The following is a 19456-nucleotide window of genomic DNA, read 5'->3' as shown; positions in this document are numbered from 1 at the left end:
CCTCACCCGCGGGTGCGGACGCGCATCGCCGCCCCGTAGAGCAGCAGACCCGCCGCAAGCCCGGCCCCCGCACCGAAGCACGCCGTCGGGATCAGGTGGAGCGGTGTCTCGACGTGGCCCCCGTGCGCGTACCAGCGCACACAGCGGTGCACGATCCCCGCGAGCACGCACACTCCCAGCACCGCCCCGGCGATGCGGCGCTCGCGGCCGCCGAGTCGCGGCAGTCCGTGGCCGGGCGGCAGCGCCGGCTCCGCGCGGCGCAGGGCCGACACCAGGAACCACGTCAGCGCGACAAGCGCCAGGGCCGAACTCCCGTACTGCGCGTACGTGTAGAGCGGGAGCCCGGCGACCACCTCGCTCAGCACGGGCACCTGCCGCACGCCCCACCGGTCGAAGTGGGTGAACGCGTCCCACACCATATGCGTCGTCGCACCGAGCACCGCCGAGACGTAGAACCAGAGTGTGGCGACCAGCGGAGGCCGGTCGCTCCAGGCGCGCCCCCGCAGCACCGTGTGCACCCTGGCCCGCCAGCTGTCCGGCAGGAGCGCGACCAGCGGATCGCGCACCATCAGCCAGGCCGCGAACAGCACCGCGGTGATGGCGACGTCGACCGTGAGCACACCCACGGGCCTGTGGGTCATGCCCCCCAATGTCATCGCGCCCGGTACGAAACTCGCGGCGAAGTACGTCATGTCGGGCGCGAACGACCCCAGGACGAGTGCCGAGGCGAACAGCGGTCCGCGCGCCGTCCCGTCCGTCCGGATGCCCGGCAGCACTGCCGCGGCGTGGCTCAAGGTGAACGGCATGATGTCAGTCCCCTGTAACGACCGCTGTTGATCGATCCCGCCCATTATGAGTGATTTCCTTGCACCGCCTTGCGCACATCGGATCCGGAATTCGGAATACCGGTAGGTGGCGAACGGGTGAATACCGGTCAGGTGACGGTTTTACGGCGCGCGGAGTTGCACTAGGGTCGCGAGAGACTTCGCGCAGGGGAGCGCGAGCAGCCGCCGACGGGGAGGGACCATACCTATGGCAGCGCAATTCGGCCGCCGACTGCGCAGGGGGGCTACGACAACCGCCGTCGCCGCGGCCGCAGTGGCCGCACTCTCCGCCTCCCAGGCGCCGGGCGTCGCGCCCGCCACGTCGGGCGGAAGCCAGGAGGCGGCCGACGCCACCCCTCCGCCCGGGACGCCGGTGACCGGCAACTCCCCGTACTACACGGACCTCCCTCCCCTGAACCCCCCTGACAATCCGGGCACTTCGGGCGATGCTCTGGTGACCGGACCGGGTGAGGCGGGCATACCGGCGACCGTCCTCGCCGCCTACAAGCAGGCGGAGAAGACCCTCGCCGAGACCGATCCCGCGTGCCGTCTTCCGTGGCAGCTGCTGGCGGCCATCGGCAAGGTGGAGTCCGGTCAGGCGCGCGGCGGGCGGGTGGACGCGAACGGTACGACGCTGACCCCGATTCTGGGTCCGGTGCTGAACGGCGTCGGTTTCGCGAACATCTCCGACACCGACAACGGCGCCTTCGACGGCGACACCGTGCACGACCGGGCCGTCGGCCCCATGCAGTTCATCCCCTCCACCTGGGCCACCTGGGGCCAGGACGCGAACGGCGACGGCCGCAGGGACCCCAACAACATCTACGACGCCGCGCTCGCCGCCGGCCGCTACCTGTGCCACGGCGGCCGGGACCTGACGGTCCAGGACGACCTGGACAGGGCCATCCTCGGCTACAACCACTCGCGGGAGTACCTGCGCACGGTGATGTCGTGGTTCGAGTACTACAAGCGCGGTACTCACCAGGTCCCGGACGGCACCGGAGTGCTGCCCGGCAGCGACGGACCCGACAGCGCCGGCCCACTGCCCACCCCGACGCCGACTCCCAAGCCGACCCCCAAGCCGACTCCCCCTTCGAAGCCTTCGAAGCCCTCGGAGCCCGGGACGACGCCGACCCCCGGGGCCACCCCGCCCGGTGGGGGCACCGGTGGCACGCCCACGCCGACGCCGCCCCCCACCCCCGCGCCCGTCTCACACATCGAGGACGCCGGCACCGGACGGATGACGGCGACGGCCGGTCAGGACTTCGCCGCGCGCGCCAAGGTCCGGGTGGAGAACTCCCGTGGCGAAGGCGTGGCACGGGAGGCCGTACGGTTCTCCGTCATCGGTGACACCGACACCCGCTTCCCGGACGGCAGGATCAGCGTCGTCCTGCTCACCGCCGCGGACGGCACGGTCACCGCCCCGGCCTTGCGCGCGGGCGAGAAGACCGGCACCTTCACCGTCCGCGCCACGGTCGAGGGGCGCGACCTGGCTCCCCGCGACTTCATCGCCACCGTGACCGAGCGGGTCGCGGACACGATCGTGAGGACCGGCAGCGAGGCCCAGACGGCCGAGCCCGGCGCCGAGTTCGCGCACGCCATCCAGGTCAAGGCCACCTGCAGGGGTGCGGCCGCCGCCGGCGTCGAGATGACCGCCACCATGATCAGGTCCGCCGACGACCCGGCCGAGAACGACAAGGGCCCCTACTTCAAGGACGCCCAGGGCAACCTCCTTCGCACTCTCACCGGCCTGAAGGCCGATGCCGACGGTCTGCTGACGCTCCCGAAGGTCTACGCGGACGGCAATCAGGGCACCTACCGCCTGCGCCTCACCAGCCCCGGCGGCGGGTCCCTCGACATCGAACTGCAGGTCGTCGCCCCGGCCGAGTCGTCTCCCTCCCCGTCCCCGACGCCCACCGGCTGATCCCGACGGTCGTCACCGCCCCGCCCCTCCGCCCCTCGGGCCGAGGGGCGGTCGCATGTGTTTCCTCCTGTTCTCCTGTCACCGGCTGTTTTCATCTCACGGCCGCGTTGCTACGGTGCCCCATCCCTGACGCTTCATCAGATCAGACCATCCGGGAGGCCGAGCATGCGCGCCCTCGCCGCCGCCACCATCGGACTGGCCGCCGCGTTCGCCCTGGTCCTCACCGTGACGGCGATCGGCGCACCCGCCGGTGAGACCTCGCCCAAGCCGCTGTTGACCACCGTCCCCGGCCCCAAGAAGTAGGGAGAGGGCCATGCGCCGCAGAGCCGGACTCGTACTCCTCGCCCTCGCCGTCTTCTTCGCCGCCCTCGCCCCCCTGCTGCGCTGGTACGCCTTTCCCCGGCTCGCCAAGATCCCCGCCGGGCAGTACCAGGAGATGGTGCTCGAGGCGAAGCCGGCGACCCTCCTCGACTACGGCACCCTCACGGCCAAGGAGGTCGAGAAGGTCACCATCGTCCAGACCCTCAAGGGCAACGTGGAGGAGTCCGAGCGGATCGAACGCAGCGCGGGCCGCGACGTGGTGGTCTGGGACTCGCTCTCCTACGTCCAGGGCCCCGACGGCAAGATGGTCTCCCAGATCCCCGAGCGCTACATCTTCGACGCCCACAGCCAGGAACCCGTCCATGTCACCGGCGAGTCCGTCGACGGCGACGCGGTGCGACGCGAGGGCATCGAGTTCAAGTGGCCCTTCCTCACCGAGAAACGGGACTACACGTACTTCGACGCCCAGGCCCGGACCTCCGCTCCCATCCACTACAAGGGGACCCGTACCTTCCGTGGCCTCGAGGTCTACTACTTCGAGCAGACCATCCCGTGGACGAAGGTGCCCTACCCCAAGAAGATGCCCATCCCCGGCGTGGACGCCACCACCCTGGAGAAGCAGACCGGCACCACCCGCTGGTACACCACCAAGCGCATGTTCTGGGTGGAGCCGGTCACGGGCGCGCCTGTCAACGGCGAGGAGGTCCACAAGGAAGAACTGCGAGGCGGCACCCTCCTCGGCGGCCGCGAGAAGGTCACGGCCTTCGCCGGCCACGTGAAGATGCGCGACGACTACATCGACTACACGGTCGAGCTCGTGAGTTCCCAGCGCCGGCTCGTGCTCCTGATGACCTCCCGTCTTCCGTGGGGACTTCTCACCTTGGGCGGCGGCCTGATGACACTGGCCCTGATCCTCGAGGCCCGGGGCCGCCGGCCTCACGGTCCCGCTCTGGCGACCACGACAGCGGACACGGCACCCGCCCGCACCTCCTGATCCGCCCGGGCCGCCCGCTCGGCCTGAGCTGCGTCCTCCGCCCGATCCGGTCCGTCATCACATCCGCGTCCCGGGCGACGAGCGCGTCGCCCGGGCCTTCGTGTGCCGGGTGGGCTCGGCCGTCGCCGGGTCCTCGGGCCACGGATGCTTGGGGTAGCGCCCCCGCAGCTCCGCCCGCACGGAGCGGTACCCGTCACGCCAGAACGAGGCCAGGTCCGCCGTGACCGCGGCAGGCCGCCCTGCCGGGGACAGCAGGTGCACCACCACGGGCACGCCCGCGATCTTCGGTGTCTCCCGCAGACCGAACAACTCCTGGAGCTTCACGGCCAGCACCGGCTGCTCGCCGCCGTACTCGACCCGTATCCGTGACCCGCTCGGCACCTCGATCCGCTCCGGCGCCAGTTCCTCCAGTCGCGCCGCGTCGCCTGTCGCCCACGGCAGCAGACGCTGCAGGGCCTCGCCGGCCCGGATGCGGCCGAGGTCCGCCCGCCGCGCGGCCCGGGACAACTCGGGCTCCAGCCAGTCCCCGGCCCGTTCCACCAGTGCGGCATCCGAGACGTCCGGCCATGGCGCCCCCAGCACGCGGTGCAGGAACGCAAGCCGCTCCCGCAGCCCGTGCGCCTCACGGGTCCAGTGCAGCAGAGCGGGCCCTTCCCTGCTCAGGCCGTCCAGCAGCGCCTGTCGCACGAGGCCCGGATCGGCGTCCCCCAGCGGCCGTACGGACAACTCCACCGCGCCCAGACGCTCCACCCGCCGGGCGACGACGTCCCCGTCCTCCCAGTGCACCTCCTCCCGTTCCGACAGCAGATGAGAAGCGGCCGCACGCGCCGCCTCCTCGTCGACGACCGCCGCCAGCCGCACCCGCGCGGAGGCCGCATGCGCGGGCCGGTCGGCGACCGCGACGGCCAGCCACGGAGCCCGTCGCAGGCCCGAGGACTCGTCGACCTCGGCCCCGGTGCCGGAGACCATGAGGAACGACCGCTCACCGCGCGCCTTCGCCACCCGCTCAGGGAAGGCGAGGGCAGCGACGAGCCCCGCGGCGGCGTCCTGCCCCATGGCTCCGGCTCCGGCTCGGCCTCCGGCCGCAGACTCGCCTCCGTCCGTGCCGAGGCCGACGAAGGTCTGCCCCGCTGCCCGTCTCCCGCCCGCCCGGTCGCCGGCCCCTTCGATCGCCTTCCCCGGCTCCGGGCGGTCCGCCGCCGACAGCGACGACATCAGCCGGTCCGCCTCGGCCCGCCAGCGTGCGCCGTAGGCGTCGCCGCCACGCCGCGCCGTACGCCACGCCGCCGCGAGGTCGTCGCCGTACTCGCGCGGCGGCTCCTCGCTCAGTACCGCCACGATCTCCGCCGCGCGCCGTGCGCCGACCTCCGGTGCACCGTCGAGCAGAGCGCGCGCCAGCCGGGGATGGACGCCGAGCCGTGCCATGCGCATCCCGCGCTCCGTCGCCCGGCCGCTGTCGTCCACGGCGCCGATGGCATGCAGGACCGACCGCGCCGCGGCCATCGCGCCTGCCGGAGGCGCGTCCAGCAGGGCGAGACCGCCCGCCTCCGGGTCGCCCCAACAGGCCGTCCGGAGCGCGAAGGACGCGAGATCGGCGATCTTGATCTCAGGGGAGGGGTGGCGCGGTCGCCGGACGTCGTCCGCTTCCGACCAGCAGCGGTACACCGTGCCGAACGCCTCCCGGCCCGCCCGGCCCAGCCGCTGCGTCGCCCCGGCCACGGACACCGGCACCGTCGCCAGCGAGCCCAGCCCCCGTGCGTGATCGACCCGCGGCTCCCGGGCCAGGCCCGAGTCGACGACGATCCGCACACCAGGCACGGTCAGGCTGGACTCGGCGACCGAAGTCGCCAGCACCACCCGCCGCCGGTCGCCCCCGCGCAGCACCGCTTCCTGCACAGCCGCCGGCGCCCGTCCGTGCAGCTGAAGGACCTCGGCGTCCACTCCGTCGAGCATCCCGGCCGTGCGCGCGATCTCGCCCGTGCCCGGCAGGAAGCAGAGGACGTCACCCTCGTGACGGTCGAGCGCCTGCCGCACGGTGGCAGCCACATGGCGAAGCAGCTGCGGATCGACCCACGTGCCGTGCGCCGGGCGGACACCGGCGGGCGGCGGCGCGAAGCGCACCTCTGCCCCGTGTCCCTGACCTTCGCTGCGGACCACAGGCGCGGGCTCCGAGCCGTCGAGCCGGGTCAGCAGCTCGGACCACGCCTCCGCGTCGCTCGTCGCCGACGCCGCGATCAGACGCAGCTCCGGGCGCAGCGTCGCACGCACGTCCACCAAAAAGGCGAGCGCGGTGTCCGCGTCCAGATGCCGCTCGTGGCACTCGTCGAGCAGGACCACGTCGACGCCCGGCAGTTCCGGGTCGCGCTGCAACCGCTGGAGCAGCACGCCCGTGGTGACCACCTCGACCCGCGTGCGGGGACCGGTCCTCCGCTCACCGCGGACCGAGAACCCGACGCCGTCGCCGAGCTCCTGCCCCAGCAGCCACGCCATACGGCGCGCCGCGGCCCGCACGGCCATCCTGCGCGGCTCGGCGACCAGCACCCGGCGCTGAGGGCCGTTCCCTATGAATCCCGCGAGCGCCAGCGGCACGAGCGTCGTCTTGCCGGTGCCCGGCGGGGCGTGCAGGACAGCCGTGCCGCGCTCGTCGAGCGCGGTCAGCAGCTCGGGCACGGCATGGCGGACGGGAAGGCGGTCGACAGCTTCGGTTCGGATCACGCCATCAGTCTTGTACGGACCGCCGCGCGCCGTTCCGGGTTGTCCACAGGCAGCGCCACTCATGTGTTCATATGACAAGCGTGGGTCGGTAAGCGGGCGGTCCGACGGCAGCCGCGGCCTCCGACCGGCACCGCCGCTGCCACGGATCGGCGCCGCCGCTGCCGGCCGGCCGGGGCCGCCGCAGTCGCTCCGTCGTGCGCCTGCTGCCTTCCGGCCGACCGCTCAGTCCCTCAGCCTGTGACCGGCGGAGCCTCCGCCTCGTTCCGCTCGCAGACGAAGATGGCGGTTCCCGGGATCAGGTTCCCCCGCAGAGGCGACCAGCCGCCCCATTCCTGGCTGTTCCACGCCGGCCACTCCGGCTCGACCAGGTCCACCAGCCGGAAGCCGCCCGCGACCACGTCGCGCACCCGGTCGCCGAGCGTGCGGTGGTGCTCGACGTAGAGGGCGCGGCCCTCCTCGTCCTGCTCGACGTACGGAGTGCGGTCGAAGTACGAGGCGGCCACCGAAAGCCCCTCGGGTCCGGGCTCGTCGGGAAAGGCCCACCGGATCGGATGCGTCACCGAGAAGACCCAGCGCCCGCCCGGCCGCAGCACCCGCCTGACCTCGCGGAAGACCCGTACGGGGTCCGCTACGAAGGGCACCGCGCCGTAGGCGGAGCAGGCCAGGTCGAAAGAGTCGTCCCGGAAGGGGAGCGTCCCCGCGTCCGCCTCCACGAGCGGGACGTCCCCTCCGATGCGCAGGGCGTGCTGCAACTGGCGGTGGGAGAGGTCCATGGCCACGGGCCGCGCGCCCTGAGCGGCCAGCCAGCGCGAGCACTGCGCCGCGCCGGCACCGATCTCCAGGACGTCGAGTCCCTTCAGCGACCCGGCGGGGCCGAGCAGTCCTGCCTCCGCCTCGTCGAGCCCCTCGGGGCCCCAGACGAAGCGGTCGTCGCCCAGGAAGGCGCCGTGGTCCTGCTGGTACTCGTCGGCGTTCCGGTCCCACCAGCCACGGCTTGCCCGGCTGCTCTCCGCGTCCCCGGCGTCACGGCGGGTGGCTTCCGGTTCGAATTCTTGGCTCATCGTCACCGTCGTTGTAGTTTGCGTACCGCGCCCTCGGAGGGGCTCGATACGAGGCCATTGTGGCCTCGGCAAACATTAGTTGTGCCGGGTATGCGACGTTCCGCCCCGGGTGTGCGGCTTCGCGCATTGACCGTGTCCGGCTGCCCCCGTATGCTACAAGTTGCGCTGCGGGCCTGCGCGCCTCAGACGGAGCAGGCCGCGCTCGCATCTGTATGTATGTCCCCTCGGTTCACGAGGCGCCTCCGGAATCCTGGTCGGCGCTTCCTAGGCTGTCCGGTCTTCTGCAGCTGCGATACGGGCTCTCGGCGTAGCAGTACCTACGACTTCAATGTCCGTACCGGAGCCCTTTCCCACATGACGAGCAGCACCGAGACCACCGCCACCACCCCGCAGGTTGCGGTCAACGACATCGGTAACGAGGAAGCCTTCCTCGCCGCGATCGACGAGACGATCAAGTACTTCAACGACGGCGACATCGTCGACGGCGTCATCGTGAAGGTCGACCGGGACGAGGTCCTGCTCGACATCGGTTACAAGACCGAAGGTGTCATCCCGAGCCGCGAGCTCTCGATCAAGCACGACGTCGACCCGAACGAGGTCGTCAAGGTCGGCGACGAGATCGAGGCCCTGGTTCTCCAGAAGGAGGACAAGGAAGGCCGCCTGATCCTCTCGAAGAAGCGCGCCCAGTACGAGCGTGCCTGGGGCACCATCGAGAAGATCAAGGAAGAGGACGGCATCGTCACCGGCACCGTCATCGAGGTCGTCAAGGGTGGTCTCATCCTCGACATCGGCCTCCGTGGCTTCCTGCCGGCCTCCCTCGTCGAGATGCGTCGTGTCCGCGACCTCCAGCCCTACGTGGGCAAGGAGCTCGAGGCCAAGATCATCGAGCTGGACAAGAACCGCAACAACGTGGTCCTGTCCCGCCGCGCCTGGCTCGAGCAGACCCAGTCCGAGGTTCGCCAGACCTTCCTCACCACCCTGCAGAAGGGGCAGGTCCGCTCCGGCGTCGTTTCCTCGATCGTCAACTTCGGTGCCTTCGTGGACCTGGGCGGCGTCGACGGTCTCGTCCACGTGTCCGAGCTGTCCTGGAAGCACATCGACCACCCGTCCGAGGTTGTCGAGGTCGGCCAGGAGGTCACCGTCGAGGTTCTCGACGTGGACATGGACCGCGAGCGCGTCTCCCTGTCGCTGAAGGCGACGCAGGAGGACCCGTGGCAGCAGTTCGCCCGGACCCACCAGATCGGTCAGGTCGTCCCGGGTAAGGTCACCAAGCTCGTTCCGTTCGGTGCGTTCGTCCGCGTCGACGAGGGCATCGAGGGTCTGGTCCACATCTCCGAGCTGGCCGAGCGCCACGTGGAGATCCCGGAGCAGGTCGTCCAGGTCAACGACGAGATCTTCGTCAAGGTCATCGACATCGACCTCGAGCGTCGTCGCATCAGCCTCTCGCTGAAGCAGGCCAACGAGTCCTTCGGTGCCGACCCGGCCTCGGTCGAGTTCGACCCGACCCTGTACGGCATGGCCGCGTCCTACGACGACCAGGGCAACTACATCTACCCCGAGGGCTTCGACCCGGAGACCAACGACTGGCTGCCGGGCTACGAGGCCCAGCGCGAGGCGTGGGAGACCCAGTACGCCGAGGCGCAGCAGCGCTTCGAGCAGCACCAGGCTCAGGTCATCAAGTCCCGCGAGGCCGACGAGGCCGCTGCTGCCGAGGGTGGCGCCGCCGCTCCGGCCGCCGCGCCGACCGGCGGTTCGTACTCCTCGGAGTCGGACGACAACTCCGGCGCCCTGGCGTCGGACGAGGCGCTGGCCGCCCTGCGCGAGAAGCTGGCCGGCGGCCAGAGCTGAGGCTTTGACCCCGCGCTGCTGAACAGCTGACGTAAGGCCCGCCCCCCATGGGGAGCGGGCCTTACCGCGTTCCCGGGACCACCCGGTTCGGACGAGCGGCGGAGCCTACGGGGTGACGGGGATGTTCGTCAGTCCCTTGCCGCCGGTGACGGTGTTGTTCGCGTACACCGTGGTCGGACAGCTCGTGCTGTGGTTGGTGACGTTGATGGCCAGCTGCTTCGAGCCCGTGGTACCTGTCAGGTCGGAGCGGTTGCCGCGGAAGACCGTGCCGCACCCCCAGCCCGACTGCTGGGTGTGGGTCTCGAAGCCGTTGTTGGTGGTGTTCTTGCCGGTGTTGTTCTCGACCAGGACCTTGTTGCCCTTCACGTCGACCCAGGAGTCGTCGTAGTGGGCGCCCGTCAGACCCCGGCCGTCGAAGGTGTTGCCGATGATCCTCGCGCCGGTCGTGCCCTCCTTGATGTCGATGGCCTCGCCGCCGACGTCCGGGCCGATGGTGTTGTGGAGGATCTGGGCGTTGTCGCTCCTGTCCGAGGTGCCGCCCGCCGAGCCGACGTAGACGCCCTCGCCCATGCCCCGGCCGTCGTTGCCGGTGTCGTAGATCCGCGAGTTCCTGATCACGCCGTTGCGGCTGGAACTGCGGAAGTGGACGCCCTCCATGTCCAGGCCGTGCACCGTCACGGAGTCGATGACCACGTCGTCCGCCGTGTCCGTCATGATGCCCTTCTGGCCGCCGGTGACGGTGATGCCCTTGACCGTCCAGTACGACGCGCCGTTGAGGTGCAGGCCATAGCCGCCGCCGGCCTTGAGCACGGCCATGGGCGAGCCGGTCAGGGTGATCCGGGCACTGGAGGAGCCGTCCACAGTGGTCCTGAAGTTGCCGGTGTACGTGCCGTCGGCGAGCTGGATCGTGTCGTCCGGACGAGCGGCGGTCAGGGCGGCCTTGAGCTCGGCCGCCGTGTCCACGTCGATGACCGTGGCTGCCTCGGCGGGCGCGGCGAGCGGGGACAGACCCCCGGCGACGATGGCGGAGGCCATCAGCGCGGGGAGGAGGTTTCGGGTACGCATGGGGGTGCCTTCCCGTGAGGAACCGGAGTCAGAGCGTTCTCGTACATGGACGATGGACGCGCTCATGAACAGGTATTGCCCGCAGACGCTAGAGACGGCCCCAGGGGGTGTCAAGGTCTGTACCAGAAGCCGAGGTGTTCTCGGTGTGCCGTGAACTGACCGGGCACAGAGCGCCGTTCGCCGGGCGGAGCGGGAATGACCTGGCGCCAGCAGACGTTCTTCCTCACGGAGACGAGGAGGAGCGGTAATCGTGCTTGATCCGCAGGGTTTGTACGAATGGGAGCCCAAGGGCCTCGCGGTCGTCGACGTGGCGCTTGCGCAGGAGTCGGCCGGCCTGGTCATGCTGTACCACTTCGACGGCTACATCGACGCGGGCGAGACCGGCGAGCAGATCGTCGACAGCCTGCTCGCATCGCTTCCCCATCAGGTGGTGGCGCGCTTCGACCACGACAGGCTGGTGGACTACCGCGCCCGCCGCCCGCTGCTGACCTTCCGCCGCGACCGCTGGAGCGGCTACGACACGCCCTCCCTGGAGGTGCGGCTCGTCCAGGACGCCACGGGTGCGCCGTTCCTCCTGCTGTCGGGGCCCGAGCCGGACGTCGAGTGGGAGCGTTTCGCGGTGGCGGTGAGGCAGATCGTCGAACGGCTCGGCGTACGCCTCTCCGTCAACTTCCACGGCATCCCCATGGGCGTCCCGCACACCCGCCCCGTCGGCCTCACTCCGCACGGCAACCGCACGGACCTCATGCCGGGCCACCGCAGCCCCTTCGACGAGGCCCAGGTGCCGGGCAGTGCCGAGTCGCTCATCGAGTACCGCCTCATGGAGGCGGGCCACGACGTGCTCGGCGTCGCAGCCCACGTCCCGCACTACGTCGCGCGCTCCGCATATCCGGACGCCGCGCTCACCGCGCTCGAAGCGATCACTGCCGCGACCGGTCTGGTCCTCCCTGGAGTCGCGCATTCGCTGCGTACCGAGGCGCACCGCACCCAGACGGAGATCGAGAGGCAGATCGGCGAGGGCGACGAGGAGCTCGTGGCGCTCGTCCAGGGACTTGAGCACCAGTACGACGCGATGGCCGGCGCCGAGACCAGGGGCAGCCTGGTCGCCGAGCCGGTCGAGCTGCCCTCCGCCGACGAGATCGGCCGCGAATTCGAGCGGTTCCTCGCCGAGCGGGAGGGGGACGCGTAGCCGGGGCGGGGCCCGAGGAGGAGGAACGCGGCGCTCGCGTAGGCTGCGCGCATGCTGAAAGTGGGCCTCACCGGTGGAATCGGCGCCGGAAAGAGCGAAGTGTCCCGGCTTCTCGCTTCGTACGGCGCGGTGCTCGTGGATGCCGACAAGATCGCACGCGAGGTGGTCGAGCCCGGCACTGAGGGGCTCGCCGCCGTTGTCGACGCCTTCGGGGCGGAGATCCTGACGCCCGAGGGCACGCTGGACCGGCCCCGGCTCGGGGCGATCGTCTTCAACGACCCCGAGCGGCTCGCCACCCTGAACGCGATCGTCCACCCGCTGGTCGGCGCACGCTCCCGTGAGCTGGAGGCCGCCGCAGGGCCGGACGCCGTGGTGGTCCACGACGTACCGCTGCTCGCCGAAAACGGCCTGGCATCGCTGTACGACCTGGTCGTCGTGGTGGACGCGGCGCCCGAGACCCAGCTCGACCGGCTGGTACGGCTGCGCGGTATGAGCGAGGCCGATGCGCGGGCGCGGATGGCGGCGCAGGCGACCCGCGAACAGCGGAGGGAGATCGCCGACCTCGTGATCGAGAACGACGGGCCGCTCGAGGAGCTGGAACCGCAGGTCCGCAAGGTGTGGGACGACCTCACCCGCAGGGCGTCCGCCGCGCGGTAGCCGCCGCCCGCGTGCTGTCCGGAATACCGCTGCCGCCAGGCGGTGTTGGAACCGGACAGCAAGGGGAAGGATCGCAGCGTGCCCAACAGCAACCCGGAGACGCATGTCATCGACTATCGCGCGGCCGAGCAGTTGCTGGCCGCGCGAGATCCGCGTGGCGCCGTGAAGCTCCTCGACTCCGTGATCGCCGCCCACCCGGAGAACACCGCCGCCCGGCTGCTGCGCGCAAGGGCCTTCTTCGCCGCGGCGCAACTGCGGCCCGCCGAGCTCGAATTCGAGCTCGTCCTGGAGCGGGAGCCGGACAACGCCTTCGCCCACTTCGCGCTGGCCCGCACCTTCGAGCGCTCCGGACGGCCCGAGCAGGCGAAGCGGCATTTCCGCCTGGCGGCGGCGCTGGACCCCAATCCGGAGTACCTCCGGGCAGCCCGCTTCGACGGCGATTCCTGACCCCAGGTCGCTGATTACCCACGCCTGTCCGCAGCGCCGCCGGCACCGTACGTCAGCCGTGGTCCGGTTCGTACGGAGGAACGTCCCGCCCGGGCTGATAGTGCGGTCCCTGCCGGATGTGGCGGACGATCATCACCACATCCACGGCGACGACCAGGAACAACGTGCCGCACGCGGCGGCCCAGCCCGGACGGGCCGCCCAGGCGAAGGCAGCGGTGCCGGAGGCCGTCCAGATCAGACCCCAGATGCCGAGCCAGAGCCGCAGACGCAGCGGGCTTCGCGCGGTGATCGGTTCGTTCCCAGTACGCATGGCAGTCGCATCTCCACCTCCAGCGTGCACCCGCTCGGCGAAAAGCTGTCAACGCGACGGGCCGAGAACTCGGGGCGACGGCGATGAGTCCTGGGGGCGGAAGCAGTCAGACCCGGTGACACTGCACACGCCTCACCGAGGAGATCACGATGTCCGTCACGACGACCACCACCACGACCAGCGCTGCCGTCTCCCCGCCGACCGGCCGCCGCACGGACATCGCGGTCCGCGTCCTGCAGATCGTCCTCGCCGTGTTCTTCGCGATCGCCGGCGCGGCACCGAAGCTCGTTGCCCATGCCTCGGCGACCGAGAGCTTCGACAAGATCGGGTACGGCGACTGGTACATGTACCTGGTCGGTGGTCTGGAGCTCGCGGGCGCCGTCGCGCTCGTGATCCCCGTCCTCTCCGGTGTCTCCGCGATCGCCCTGATGGGCCTGATGATCGGTGCCTTCGTCACCCAGATCACCGTGTTCGACGGCCAGTACGCGATCACCCCCGTGATCTTCTTCGTCCTCCTCGCGATCGTGGCGCGCGTCCGCCGCGACCGCACCGCGCGGCTGGTCGCCATAGTGCTGCGCAGGCCGTCGGCCGGCACCCGTGGATGAGGGCTCGTCCTCGGGGCATAACGGTCATACGGTGGTAATGCAATCTGCGGCCCGACGACAGGGGGTGCCCCCATGGTCGAGGAGCTGGTGGTGGCCGGCACCGCCGCCCTGACGGGATGCGTCGCCTACGCGATGGCGGCCGCCCGGGTGGTCAAGCAGTACGAGCGGGGCGTGGTCCTCAGGCTCGGGCGGCTGCGCAGGGAAGTGCGGTCGCCGGGGTTCACCTTGATCGTTCCGGCGATCGACCGGATGTACAAAGTGAACATGCAGATCGTCACCATGCCGGTCCCCGCCCAGGAGGGCATCACCCGGGACAACGTGACAGTGCGCGTGGACGCGGTCGTCTACTTCCGGGTCGTCGACGCGGTCAACGCCATCGTCGAGGTCGAGGACTACCGCTTCGCGGTATCGCAGATGGCGCAGACCTCACTGCGTTCCATCATCGGCAAGAGCGACCTCGACGATCTGCTCTCCAACCGCGAAAAGCTCAACCAGGGGCTCGAGTTGATGATCGACAGCCCCGCCGTCGGGTGGGGCGTCCAGATCGACCGCGTGGAGATCAAGGACGTGTCGCTGCCCGAGGCCATGAAGCGGTCGATGGCGCGGCAGGCCGAGGCCGACCGCGAGCGCAGGGCCCGGGTCATCAACGCGGACGCCGAGCTCCAGGCGTCGAAGAAGCTGGCTGAGGCCGCGGGGGAGATGTCCAAGCAGCCCGCCGCCCTGCAACTGCGACTGCTCCAGACCGTGGTCGCCGTCGCGGCGGAGAAGAACTCCACGCTGGTTCTGCCGTTCCCCGTGGAGCTGCTGCGCTTCCTGGAGCGTGCTCAGCAGCCCGGTCCGGCGGACCAGGCCGCTGCGCCGAAGCCGGAGGTGACGGCAGGCGGCACCGCGCCCGAGTCTGTCCCACCGGACGTGGCGAGCGGGTCGGGCGCGCCCGAGGGCTCTGACGCCTCCGCCCTCTCCGCTGCCCCCGGCGTCCGCGGCGGGCTCCCCGTGCCCGGTGCGACCGAGGAGCCGACCGACGGGGCCGGCCCGACGGAGGGACAGGTCCAGGAGCAGCGCGGCGCTCCGCCGGCCGAGGAGCCGTTCGGCAGCGAGGCCCCGCCGCCCACGACGCACACCGCTGCCGGCTGAGCGCAGGCACGGGCTCGGGTGGGTGCGGCCCGTCGCGGCTGCGGCGCCCGGGCACGGCCGTCTGCGCTTCAGGGTGAACGCGCAGGTCAGGCCGGTAGCGGCGTCGATTGTCAGACCCCGCCCGTAAGGTCGTAGAGCCAGTGACTCCTACGTTGCTGCCGACCTGCGGGAGGAGGTGACCCATGGCCCCGAACCTTGCGCTCTCCACCGAGACGCCCCCTGACCTGGCGCGCCCGCTACTGCGCTGCGCGGCAGTCTTCCTGCCCGGGGCCCTGCCCCGCGAGGGCCGGGTCGCCTTCTGGGATCCGGACGGCGCCGAAGTCCCCGGCGCCGACGGCGAGCTCACCGTCGTCGGCGTGGACGGGGAGGACAGCCGCACGAGCGGCACGCGCGGTGACGGGGTCCGGAGCCGCACCGTCCCCGCGCGGACGCTCTCCGTCGAGGATGCCGTCCCGTTGCTCATGCAGGCCCGCCACGACCCCCTCGCCCACCCCGCAGCCGCCTGCTGGGGCGCCGCCGCCCTGCACGCGCTCCACCTCGTGGCGCGCGGCCGCGTCATGCCGGGCCTGACCGCGACGGACCACGACGCGTGGCGGGCCGGTCCGCTCGACGCGGACGACATCGCCCAGCTGCGTGCCATCGCGGCCGCCATGCCGTACGAGGCGCATGCCACCCCCGTCCCGAGGGCGCGGCCGTTGTCCCTGCCCGAGCCCGAGGCGCTGGTGCGGCAGTTCTTCGACGCGGTCGCCGACACGCTGCCGCGCACACCGGCTGCCGCGCACGCCGCGGGCGCGCCGTTCGCCGCAACCGGGGGGCAGCATCTGCCCGACGCGCGTGAGTGGGCGGCGGAGGCCGCCGCGGGCATGGACGCGGGCGTACGGGTATCGCTGCGCCTCGACCTCTCCGCGTTCGAGCTCTTCGACCTGGCCGAGGAGGACGGGGCCCGGCGCAGCGCCGGGGCCGCGCTGGTGCAGGTGCACAGCCTCGCCGACCCGACCCTCGTCATCGACGCGGTCCGGCTGTGGGCCGGGGGCGGGGACGAGCAGTTCGGGCCGCGGGCACGGATCGACGCGATGCTGGCGCTGCGCCGCGCCGCTCGTGTCTGGGCGCCGCTCACCCGGCTGCTGGAGATGGACGTGCCGGACGTCCTTCCTCTCACCGAGGACGAGCTGTACGAACTGCTGGGACCCGGGGCCGCGCGTCTGGACGCGGCAGGTGTGGACGTGCACTGGCCGAAGGAGCTCGCGCGGTCGCTCAGCGCGGCCGCCGCCGTGCGGCCCGCGCCCGGCTCGGCGACCGACGGCACGCCGTTCTTCGACAGCGAGGAACTGCTCAGGTTCACCTGGCAGTTGGCCCTGGACGGCGACCCGCTGACCGAGGGCGAGATGGACGCGCTGGCCGAGTCCCACCGGCCCATCGTGCGGCTGCGCGACCGGTGGGTGGTGGTGGACCCCGACCTCGTCCGCAAGGCGCGCAAGCGCGAGTTGGGGCTGCTGGAGCCGGTCGACGCGCTGGCCGTGGCGCTGACCGGTACGGCAGAGGTGGAGGGGGAGACGGTCGAGGCCGTGCCGACCGGGGCACTCGCCGCACTGCGGGACCGGCTCACCGCGGCCTCGGACCCCGTGAGCCCACCGGACGGTCTCGCCGCCACCCTCCGCGACTACCAGCTGCGTGGCCTGGCCTGGCTGGACCTGATGACCTCACTCGGCCTCGGCGGCTGCCTGGCCGACGACATGGGCCTCGGCAAGACCGTCACCGTCATCGCCCTGCACCTGCGGAGAGCGCGCAGGGAGGCGACCCTTGTCGTCTGCCCGGCCTCCCTCCTCGGCAACTGGCAGAGGGAGATCGCGCGGTTCGCGCCCGGCGTCCCCGTGCGCCGCTTCCACGGCGCCGACCGCATCCTGCCGGCCTCCGGCGGCGGCTTCGTCCTCACCACGTACGGCACGATGCGCACCAGCGCGGAGCTGCTCGCCGGCCACCCCTGGGGCATGGTCGTCGCCGACGAGGCCCAGCACGTGAAGAACCCCTTCTCCGCGACCGCCAAGGCGCTGCGCACGATTCCCGCGCCCGCGCGAGTCGCCCTCACCGGCACGCCCGTGGAGAACAACCTCTCCGAGCTGTGGGCGCTGCTGGACTGGACGACGCCCGGCCTGCTCGGGCCCCTCAAGGCGTTCCGGGCCCGGCACGCCCGCATCGTCGAGAACGGCGAGGACGCGGAGGCGGCCGAGCGCCTCGCCCGCCTGGTGCGGCCGTTCCTCCTGCGCCGCAGGAAGTCCGACCCGGGCATCGTGCCGGAGCTGCCGCCGAAGACCGAGACCGACCATCCCGTCCCGCTCACCCGTGAACAGGCGTCGCTGTACGAGGCGGTGGTGCGCGAGGCCATGGCGGCCATCGAGGGCGCGGAGGGCATGGCCCGCCGCGGCCTGGTGATGAAGCTGCTGACCGCGCTGAAGCAGATCTGCAACCACCCCGCCCAGTTCCTCAAGGAGCACGCCCCGGGACACGGCCACGGCACCGGCTCGCCCAGGCTCTCGGGCCGATCCGGCAAGCTCGCCCTCCTCGACGAGCTGCTCGAGACCATCCTGTCGGAGGACGGCTCCGTCCTCGTCTTCACCCAGTACGTCGCCATGGCCCGCCTGCTCTCGGACCATCTGGCGACCCGGGCGATCCCAAGCCAGCTGCTGCACGGCGGCACCCCGGTGGCGGAGCGGGAGCGGATGGTCGACCGCTTCCAGTCGGGCGAGGCGCCGGTGTTCATCCTGTCCCTCAAAGCGGCGGGCACCGGGCTCAACCTCACGAGAGCGGGGCACGTCGTCCACTTCGACCGCTGGTGGAATCCAGCGGTTGAGGAGCAGGCGACCGACCGGGCCTACCGCATCGGCCAGACACAGCCCGTGCAGGTCCACCGGCTCATCGCCGAGGGCACCGTCGAGGACCGGATCGCCGAAATGCTCGCCTCCAAACGAGCCTTGGCGGACGCGGTGCTCGGTTCCGGCGAGGCCGCGCTGACCGAGCTGACCGACCGCGAGCTCGCCGACCTGGTTTCGCTGAGGAGGCCGTCATGAGCCCGCCCATGCGGCCGCGCCCCGGCCACAGGTCCACTGCCCGCACCGACCCCCGCCACGACGACCTGCGCCGCACGTTCCCCGCCCTCGATCCTGTCCAGGGTGAGGAGATCGCCTCCACCTGGTGGGGCAACGCCTGGGTGGAGGCACTCGAGGACACGGCCCTCGACCGCGCCCGCCTGGAGCGCGGCCGCGCCTACGCCGGCCGGGGCAACGTCGCGTCGATCACCGTCACACCCGGCCGGGTCACGGCGTACGTCCACGGCAGCAGACCGCGCCCGTACCGCACCGAGATCCGGCTGCGCACCCTCGCCGACGACGACTGGGACGACTTCCTCGCCGCCGCCTCGGCACGCCCGGACCACATCGCCGCACTGCTCGACAAGGACGTCCCCCACGCCCTGGCGGATGCCGCCGACCTGCTGCCCACACCCGGCGACCTGATCCCCGACTGCTCCTGCCCCGACAACGGCTACCCCTGCAAGCACGCGGCCGCCCTGTGCTACCAGACGGCCAGACTGCTCGACGAGGACCCGTTCGTCCTCTTCCTGATGCGCGGCCGGGGCGAGCGGGACATCCTCTCCTCCCTGTCCCACCGCAACGCGACCCGTTCCGCGGCAGAGCGCGCCGCTGCAGCGGCCGAGGCCCCCGTCACCACCGTGCCCGCCCACGAGGCGGTCGCCGAGCGGGCGCGGCCACCGCTGCCGGCGCCGTTCCCGCTCCCCGCCCGGCCCGGACGTCCGCCCGCCTATCCGCACGCGCCCGGCGCCCCCGACCCGCTCGCCCTCGACCTCCTCGCGGGTGAGGCGGTGGCCCGCGCCCACACCCTCCTCGCCACCGGCAAGGACCCCGTCGCCCGGCTCACACCGTGGCAGGATGCGGTCCGCCTGGCCGCCGCGCACCCCGGCTCCGGACTGACCGCCTCCACCCGCGCGCTCTACCGCGACCTCGCCGCAGCGGCCGACCGCACCCCCACCGACCTGGCCCGGGCCGTGGCCGCCTGGCGTCAGGGAGGACTGGCCGCGCTGCGCGTCCTGGAGGAGCCCTGGGACCCGCCCGCCGGACCCTTCGACCGGGCGAGGCCCGCCCTCGCCGCGGCCGACTTCCCGCACTTCCGCCCCTGGCGCAACCACCTCTCCTCGCGCTCCCTCCAGCTCCGCCTCGGGCGCGACGGACTCTGGTACGGCTACGAGTCGGACCCCGACCGCGAGGACTGGTGGCCTCGCGGCACCCCCGACACGGACCCCGTCGGAGCTCTCACGACACTGGTGGGCGGATGATCCCCCTCCAGCCGTCG

Annotated in this window: 16 protein-coding genes; 11 read left to right on the top strand and 5 right to left on the bottom strand. The window is 71.8% G+C overall.

Annotation, left to right across the window (positions count from 1 at the left end):
* Positions 1 to 2: 2 nt before the first annotated feature.
* Positions 3 to 806, bottom strand: a complete 804-nt coding sequence (locus ACWD0A_RS14225) for a DUF4184 family protein (protein WP_451297852.1) — start codon at positions 804 to 806, stop codon at positions 3 to 5.
* Between the two features lie 226 nt (positions 807 to 1032).
* Here ACWD0A_RS14225 and ACWD0A_RS14220 point away from each other — a divergent pair, with 226 nt between their 5' ends.
* The 3 genes from ACWD0A_RS14220 (at position 1033) to ACWD0A_RS14210 (ending at position 4063) form a co-directional block, all read left to right on the top strand.
* A complete protein-coding gene (locus ACWD0A_RS14220) occupies positions 1033 to 2748 on the top strand; it encodes a lytic transglycosylase domain-containing protein (RefSeq protein WP_451297850.1) in 1716 nt (571 codons plus the stop codon).
* Between the two features lie 165 nt (positions 2749 to 2913).
* Entirely contained in the window at positions 2914 to 3051 is a 138-nt protein-coding gene (locus tag ACWD0A_RS14215; protein ID WP_451297848.1) for an SPW_0924 family protein, read from the top strand.
* A gap of 10 nt (positions 3052 to 3061) precedes the next feature.
* Positions 3062 to 4063: a DUF3068 domain-containing protein gene (locus ACWD0A_RS14210; protein ID WP_451297846.1), complete on the top strand. Its 1002-nt coding sequence runs from the start codon at positions 3062 to 3064 to the stop codon at positions 4061 to 4063.
* Positions 4064 to 4120: 57 nt separating this feature from the next.
* On the opposite strand, the gene ACWD0A_RS14205 is transcribed toward ACWD0A_RS14210, so the two are convergent.
* Positions 4121 to 6778 (bottom strand): ATP-dependent RNA helicase, encoded by a 2658-nt coding sequence (locus ACWD0A_RS14205; RefSeq protein WP_451297844.1) that lies wholly within the window; start codon positions 6776 to 6778, stop codon positions 4121 to 4123.
* 230 nt (positions 6779 to 7008) lie between these two features.
* The gene (locus ACWD0A_RS14200) at positions 7009 to 7839 is read right to left on the bottom strand and encodes a class I SAM-dependent methyltransferase (protein ID WP_451297842.1); all 831 of its coding nucleotides are present in this window, start codon (positions 7837 to 7839) and stop codon (positions 7009 to 7011) included.
* Between the two features lie 354 nt (positions 7840 to 8193).
* Between ACWD0A_RS14200 and rpsA the strand changes: the two genes are divergently transcribed.
* Positions 8194 to 9687: a 30S ribosomal protein S1 gene (rpsA, locus tag ACWD0A_RS14195; protein ID WP_031072721.1), complete on the top strand. Its 1494-nt coding sequence runs from the start codon at positions 8194 to 8196 to the stop codon at positions 9685 to 9687.
* A gap of 105 nt (positions 9688 to 9792) precedes the next feature.
* Here the strand turns inward: rpsA and ACWD0A_RS14190 are convergent, their stop codons facing one another.
* Entirely contained in the window at positions 9793 to 10752 is a 960-nt protein-coding gene (locus ACWD0A_RS14190) for a right-handed parallel beta-helix repeat-containing protein (RefSeq protein ID WP_451297839.1), read from the bottom strand.
* Between the two features lie 250 nt (positions 10753 to 11002).
* Between ACWD0A_RS14190 and ACWD0A_RS14185 the strand changes: the two genes are divergently transcribed.
* The 3 genes from ACWD0A_RS14185 to ACWD0A_RS14175 all read left to right on the top strand — a co-directional run bounded on the left by ACWD0A_RS14185 (position 11003) and on the right by ACWD0A_RS14175 (position 13045).
* On the top strand, positions 11003 to 11941 hold the full coding sequence (locus ACWD0A_RS14185; protein WP_451297837.1) for a PAC2 family protein: 939 nt from the start codon (positions 11003 to 11005) through the stop codon (positions 11939 to 11941).
* Positions 11942 to 11992: 51 nt separating this feature from the next.
* Positions 11993 to 12598 carry a dephospho-CoA kinase gene (gene coaE, locus ACWD0A_RS14180; protein ID WP_451297835.1) on the top strand — a complete coding sequence of 202 codons (606 nt, stop codon included), beginning with the start codon at positions 11993 to 11995 and terminating at the stop codon, positions 12596 to 12598.
* A 78-nt stretch (positions 12599 to 12676) separates the two neighbouring features.
* Positions 12677 to 13045, top strand: a complete 369-nt coding sequence (locus tag ACWD0A_RS14175; protein WP_307716037.1) for a tetratricopeptide repeat protein — start codon at positions 12677 to 12679, stop codon at positions 13043 to 13045.
* A 52-nt stretch (positions 13046 to 13097) separates the two neighbouring features.
* On the opposite strand, the gene ACWD0A_RS14170 is transcribed toward ACWD0A_RS14175, so the two are convergent.
* A complete protein-coding gene (locus tag ACWD0A_RS14170; RefSeq protein WP_451297833.1) occupies positions 13098 to 13355 on the bottom strand; it encodes a DUF6343 family protein in 258 nt (85 codons plus the stop codon).
* Between the two features lie 149 nt (positions 13356 to 13504).
* Here ACWD0A_RS14170 and ACWD0A_RS14165 point away from each other — a divergent pair, with 149 nt between their 5' ends.
* The 4 genes from ACWD0A_RS14165 (at position 13505) to ACWD0A_RS14150 (ending at position 19439) form a co-directional block, all read left to right on the top strand.
* On the top strand, positions 13505 to 13960 hold the full coding sequence (locus ACWD0A_RS14165; RefSeq protein ID WP_451297831.1) for a DoxX family protein: 456 nt from the start codon (positions 13505 to 13507) through the stop codon (positions 13958 to 13960).
* Positions 13961 to 14032: 72 nt separating this feature from the next.
* Positions 14033 to 15094 carry an SPFH domain-containing protein gene (locus tag ACWD0A_RS14160; protein ID WP_451297828.1) on the top strand — a complete coding sequence of 354 codons (1062 nt, stop codon included), beginning with the start codon at positions 14033 to 14035 and terminating at the stop codon, positions 15092 to 15094.
* Positions 15095 to 15276: 182 nt separating this feature from the next.
* On the top strand, positions 15277 to 18159 hold the full coding sequence (locus ACWD0A_RS14155; RefSeq protein ID WP_451297826.1) for an SNF2-related protein: 2883 nt from the start codon (positions 15277 to 15279) through the stop codon (positions 18157 to 18159).
* Entirely contained in the window at positions 18156 to 19439 is a 1284-nt protein-coding gene (locus ACWD0A_RS14150; RefSeq protein ID WP_451297824.1) for an SWIM zinc finger family protein, read from the top strand. Before ACWD0A_RS14155 ends, ACWD0A_RS14150 begins: the two co-directional genes overlap by 4 nt.
* Positions 19440 to 19456: the final 17 nt, after the last annotated feature.

This window comes from Streptomyces sp. NPDC002867 (genome assembly GCF_053591895.1).
The sequence above is the reverse complement of the archived record's forward strand: the minus strand, read 5'-3'. Positions and strand labels throughout refer to the sequence as shown.

Excerpts from the sequence above, each read along its gene's own strand:
- ACWD0A_RS14225 (WP_451297852.1), bottom strand. The coding sequence starts at position 806 with ATGCCGTTCACCTTGAGCCACGCCGCGGCAGTGCTGCCGGGCATCCGG.
- ACWD0A_RS14220 (WP_451297850.1), top strand. The coding sequence starts at position 1,033 with ATGGCAGCGCAATTCGGCCGCCGACTGCGCAGGGGGGCTACGACAACC.
- ACWD0A_RS14215 (WP_451297848.1), top strand. The coding sequence starts at position 2,914 with ATGCGCGCCCTCGCCGCCGCCACCATCGGACTGGCCGCCGCGTTCGCC.
- ACWD0A_RS14210 (WP_451297846.1), top strand. The coding sequence starts at position 3,062 with ATGCGCCGCAGAGCCGGACTCGTACTCCTCGCCCTCGCCGTCTTCTTC.
- ACWD0A_RS14200 (WP_451297842.1), bottom strand. The coding sequence starts at position 7,839 with ATGAGCCAAGAATTCGAACCGGAAGCCACCCGCCGTGACGCCGGGGAC.
- rpsA (WP_031072721.1), top strand. The coding sequence starts at position 8,194 with ATGACGAGCAGCACCGAGACCACCGCCACCACCCCGCAGGTTGCGGTC.
- ACWD0A_RS14190 (WP_451297839.1), bottom strand. The coding sequence starts at position 10,752 with ATGCGTACCCGAAACCTCCTCCCCGCGCTGATGGCCTCCGCCATCGTC.
- coaE (WP_451297835.1), top strand. The coding sequence starts at position 11,993 with ATGCTGAAAGTGGGCCTCACCGGTGGAATCGGCGCCGGAAAGAGCGAA.
- ACWD0A_RS14170 (WP_451297833.1), bottom strand. The coding sequence starts at position 13,355 with ATGCGTACTGGGAACGAACCGATCACCGCGCGAAGCCCGCTGCGTCTG.
- ACWD0A_RS14165 (WP_451297831.1), top strand. The coding sequence starts at position 13,505 with ATGTCCGTCACGACGACCACCACCACGACCAGCGCTGCCGTCTCCCCG.
- ACWD0A_RS14160 (WP_451297828.1), top strand. The coding sequence starts at position 14,033 with ATGGTCGAGGAGCTGGTGGTGGCCGGCACCGCCGCCCTGACGGGATGC.
- ACWD0A_RS14155 (WP_451297826.1), top strand. The coding sequence starts at position 15,277 with ATGGCCCCGAACCTTGCGCTCTCCACCGAGACGCCCCCTGACCTGGCG.
- ACWD0A_RS14150 (WP_451297824.1), top strand. The coding sequence starts at position 18,156 with ATGAGCCCGCCCATGCGGCCGCGCCCCGGCCACAGGTCCACTGCCCGC.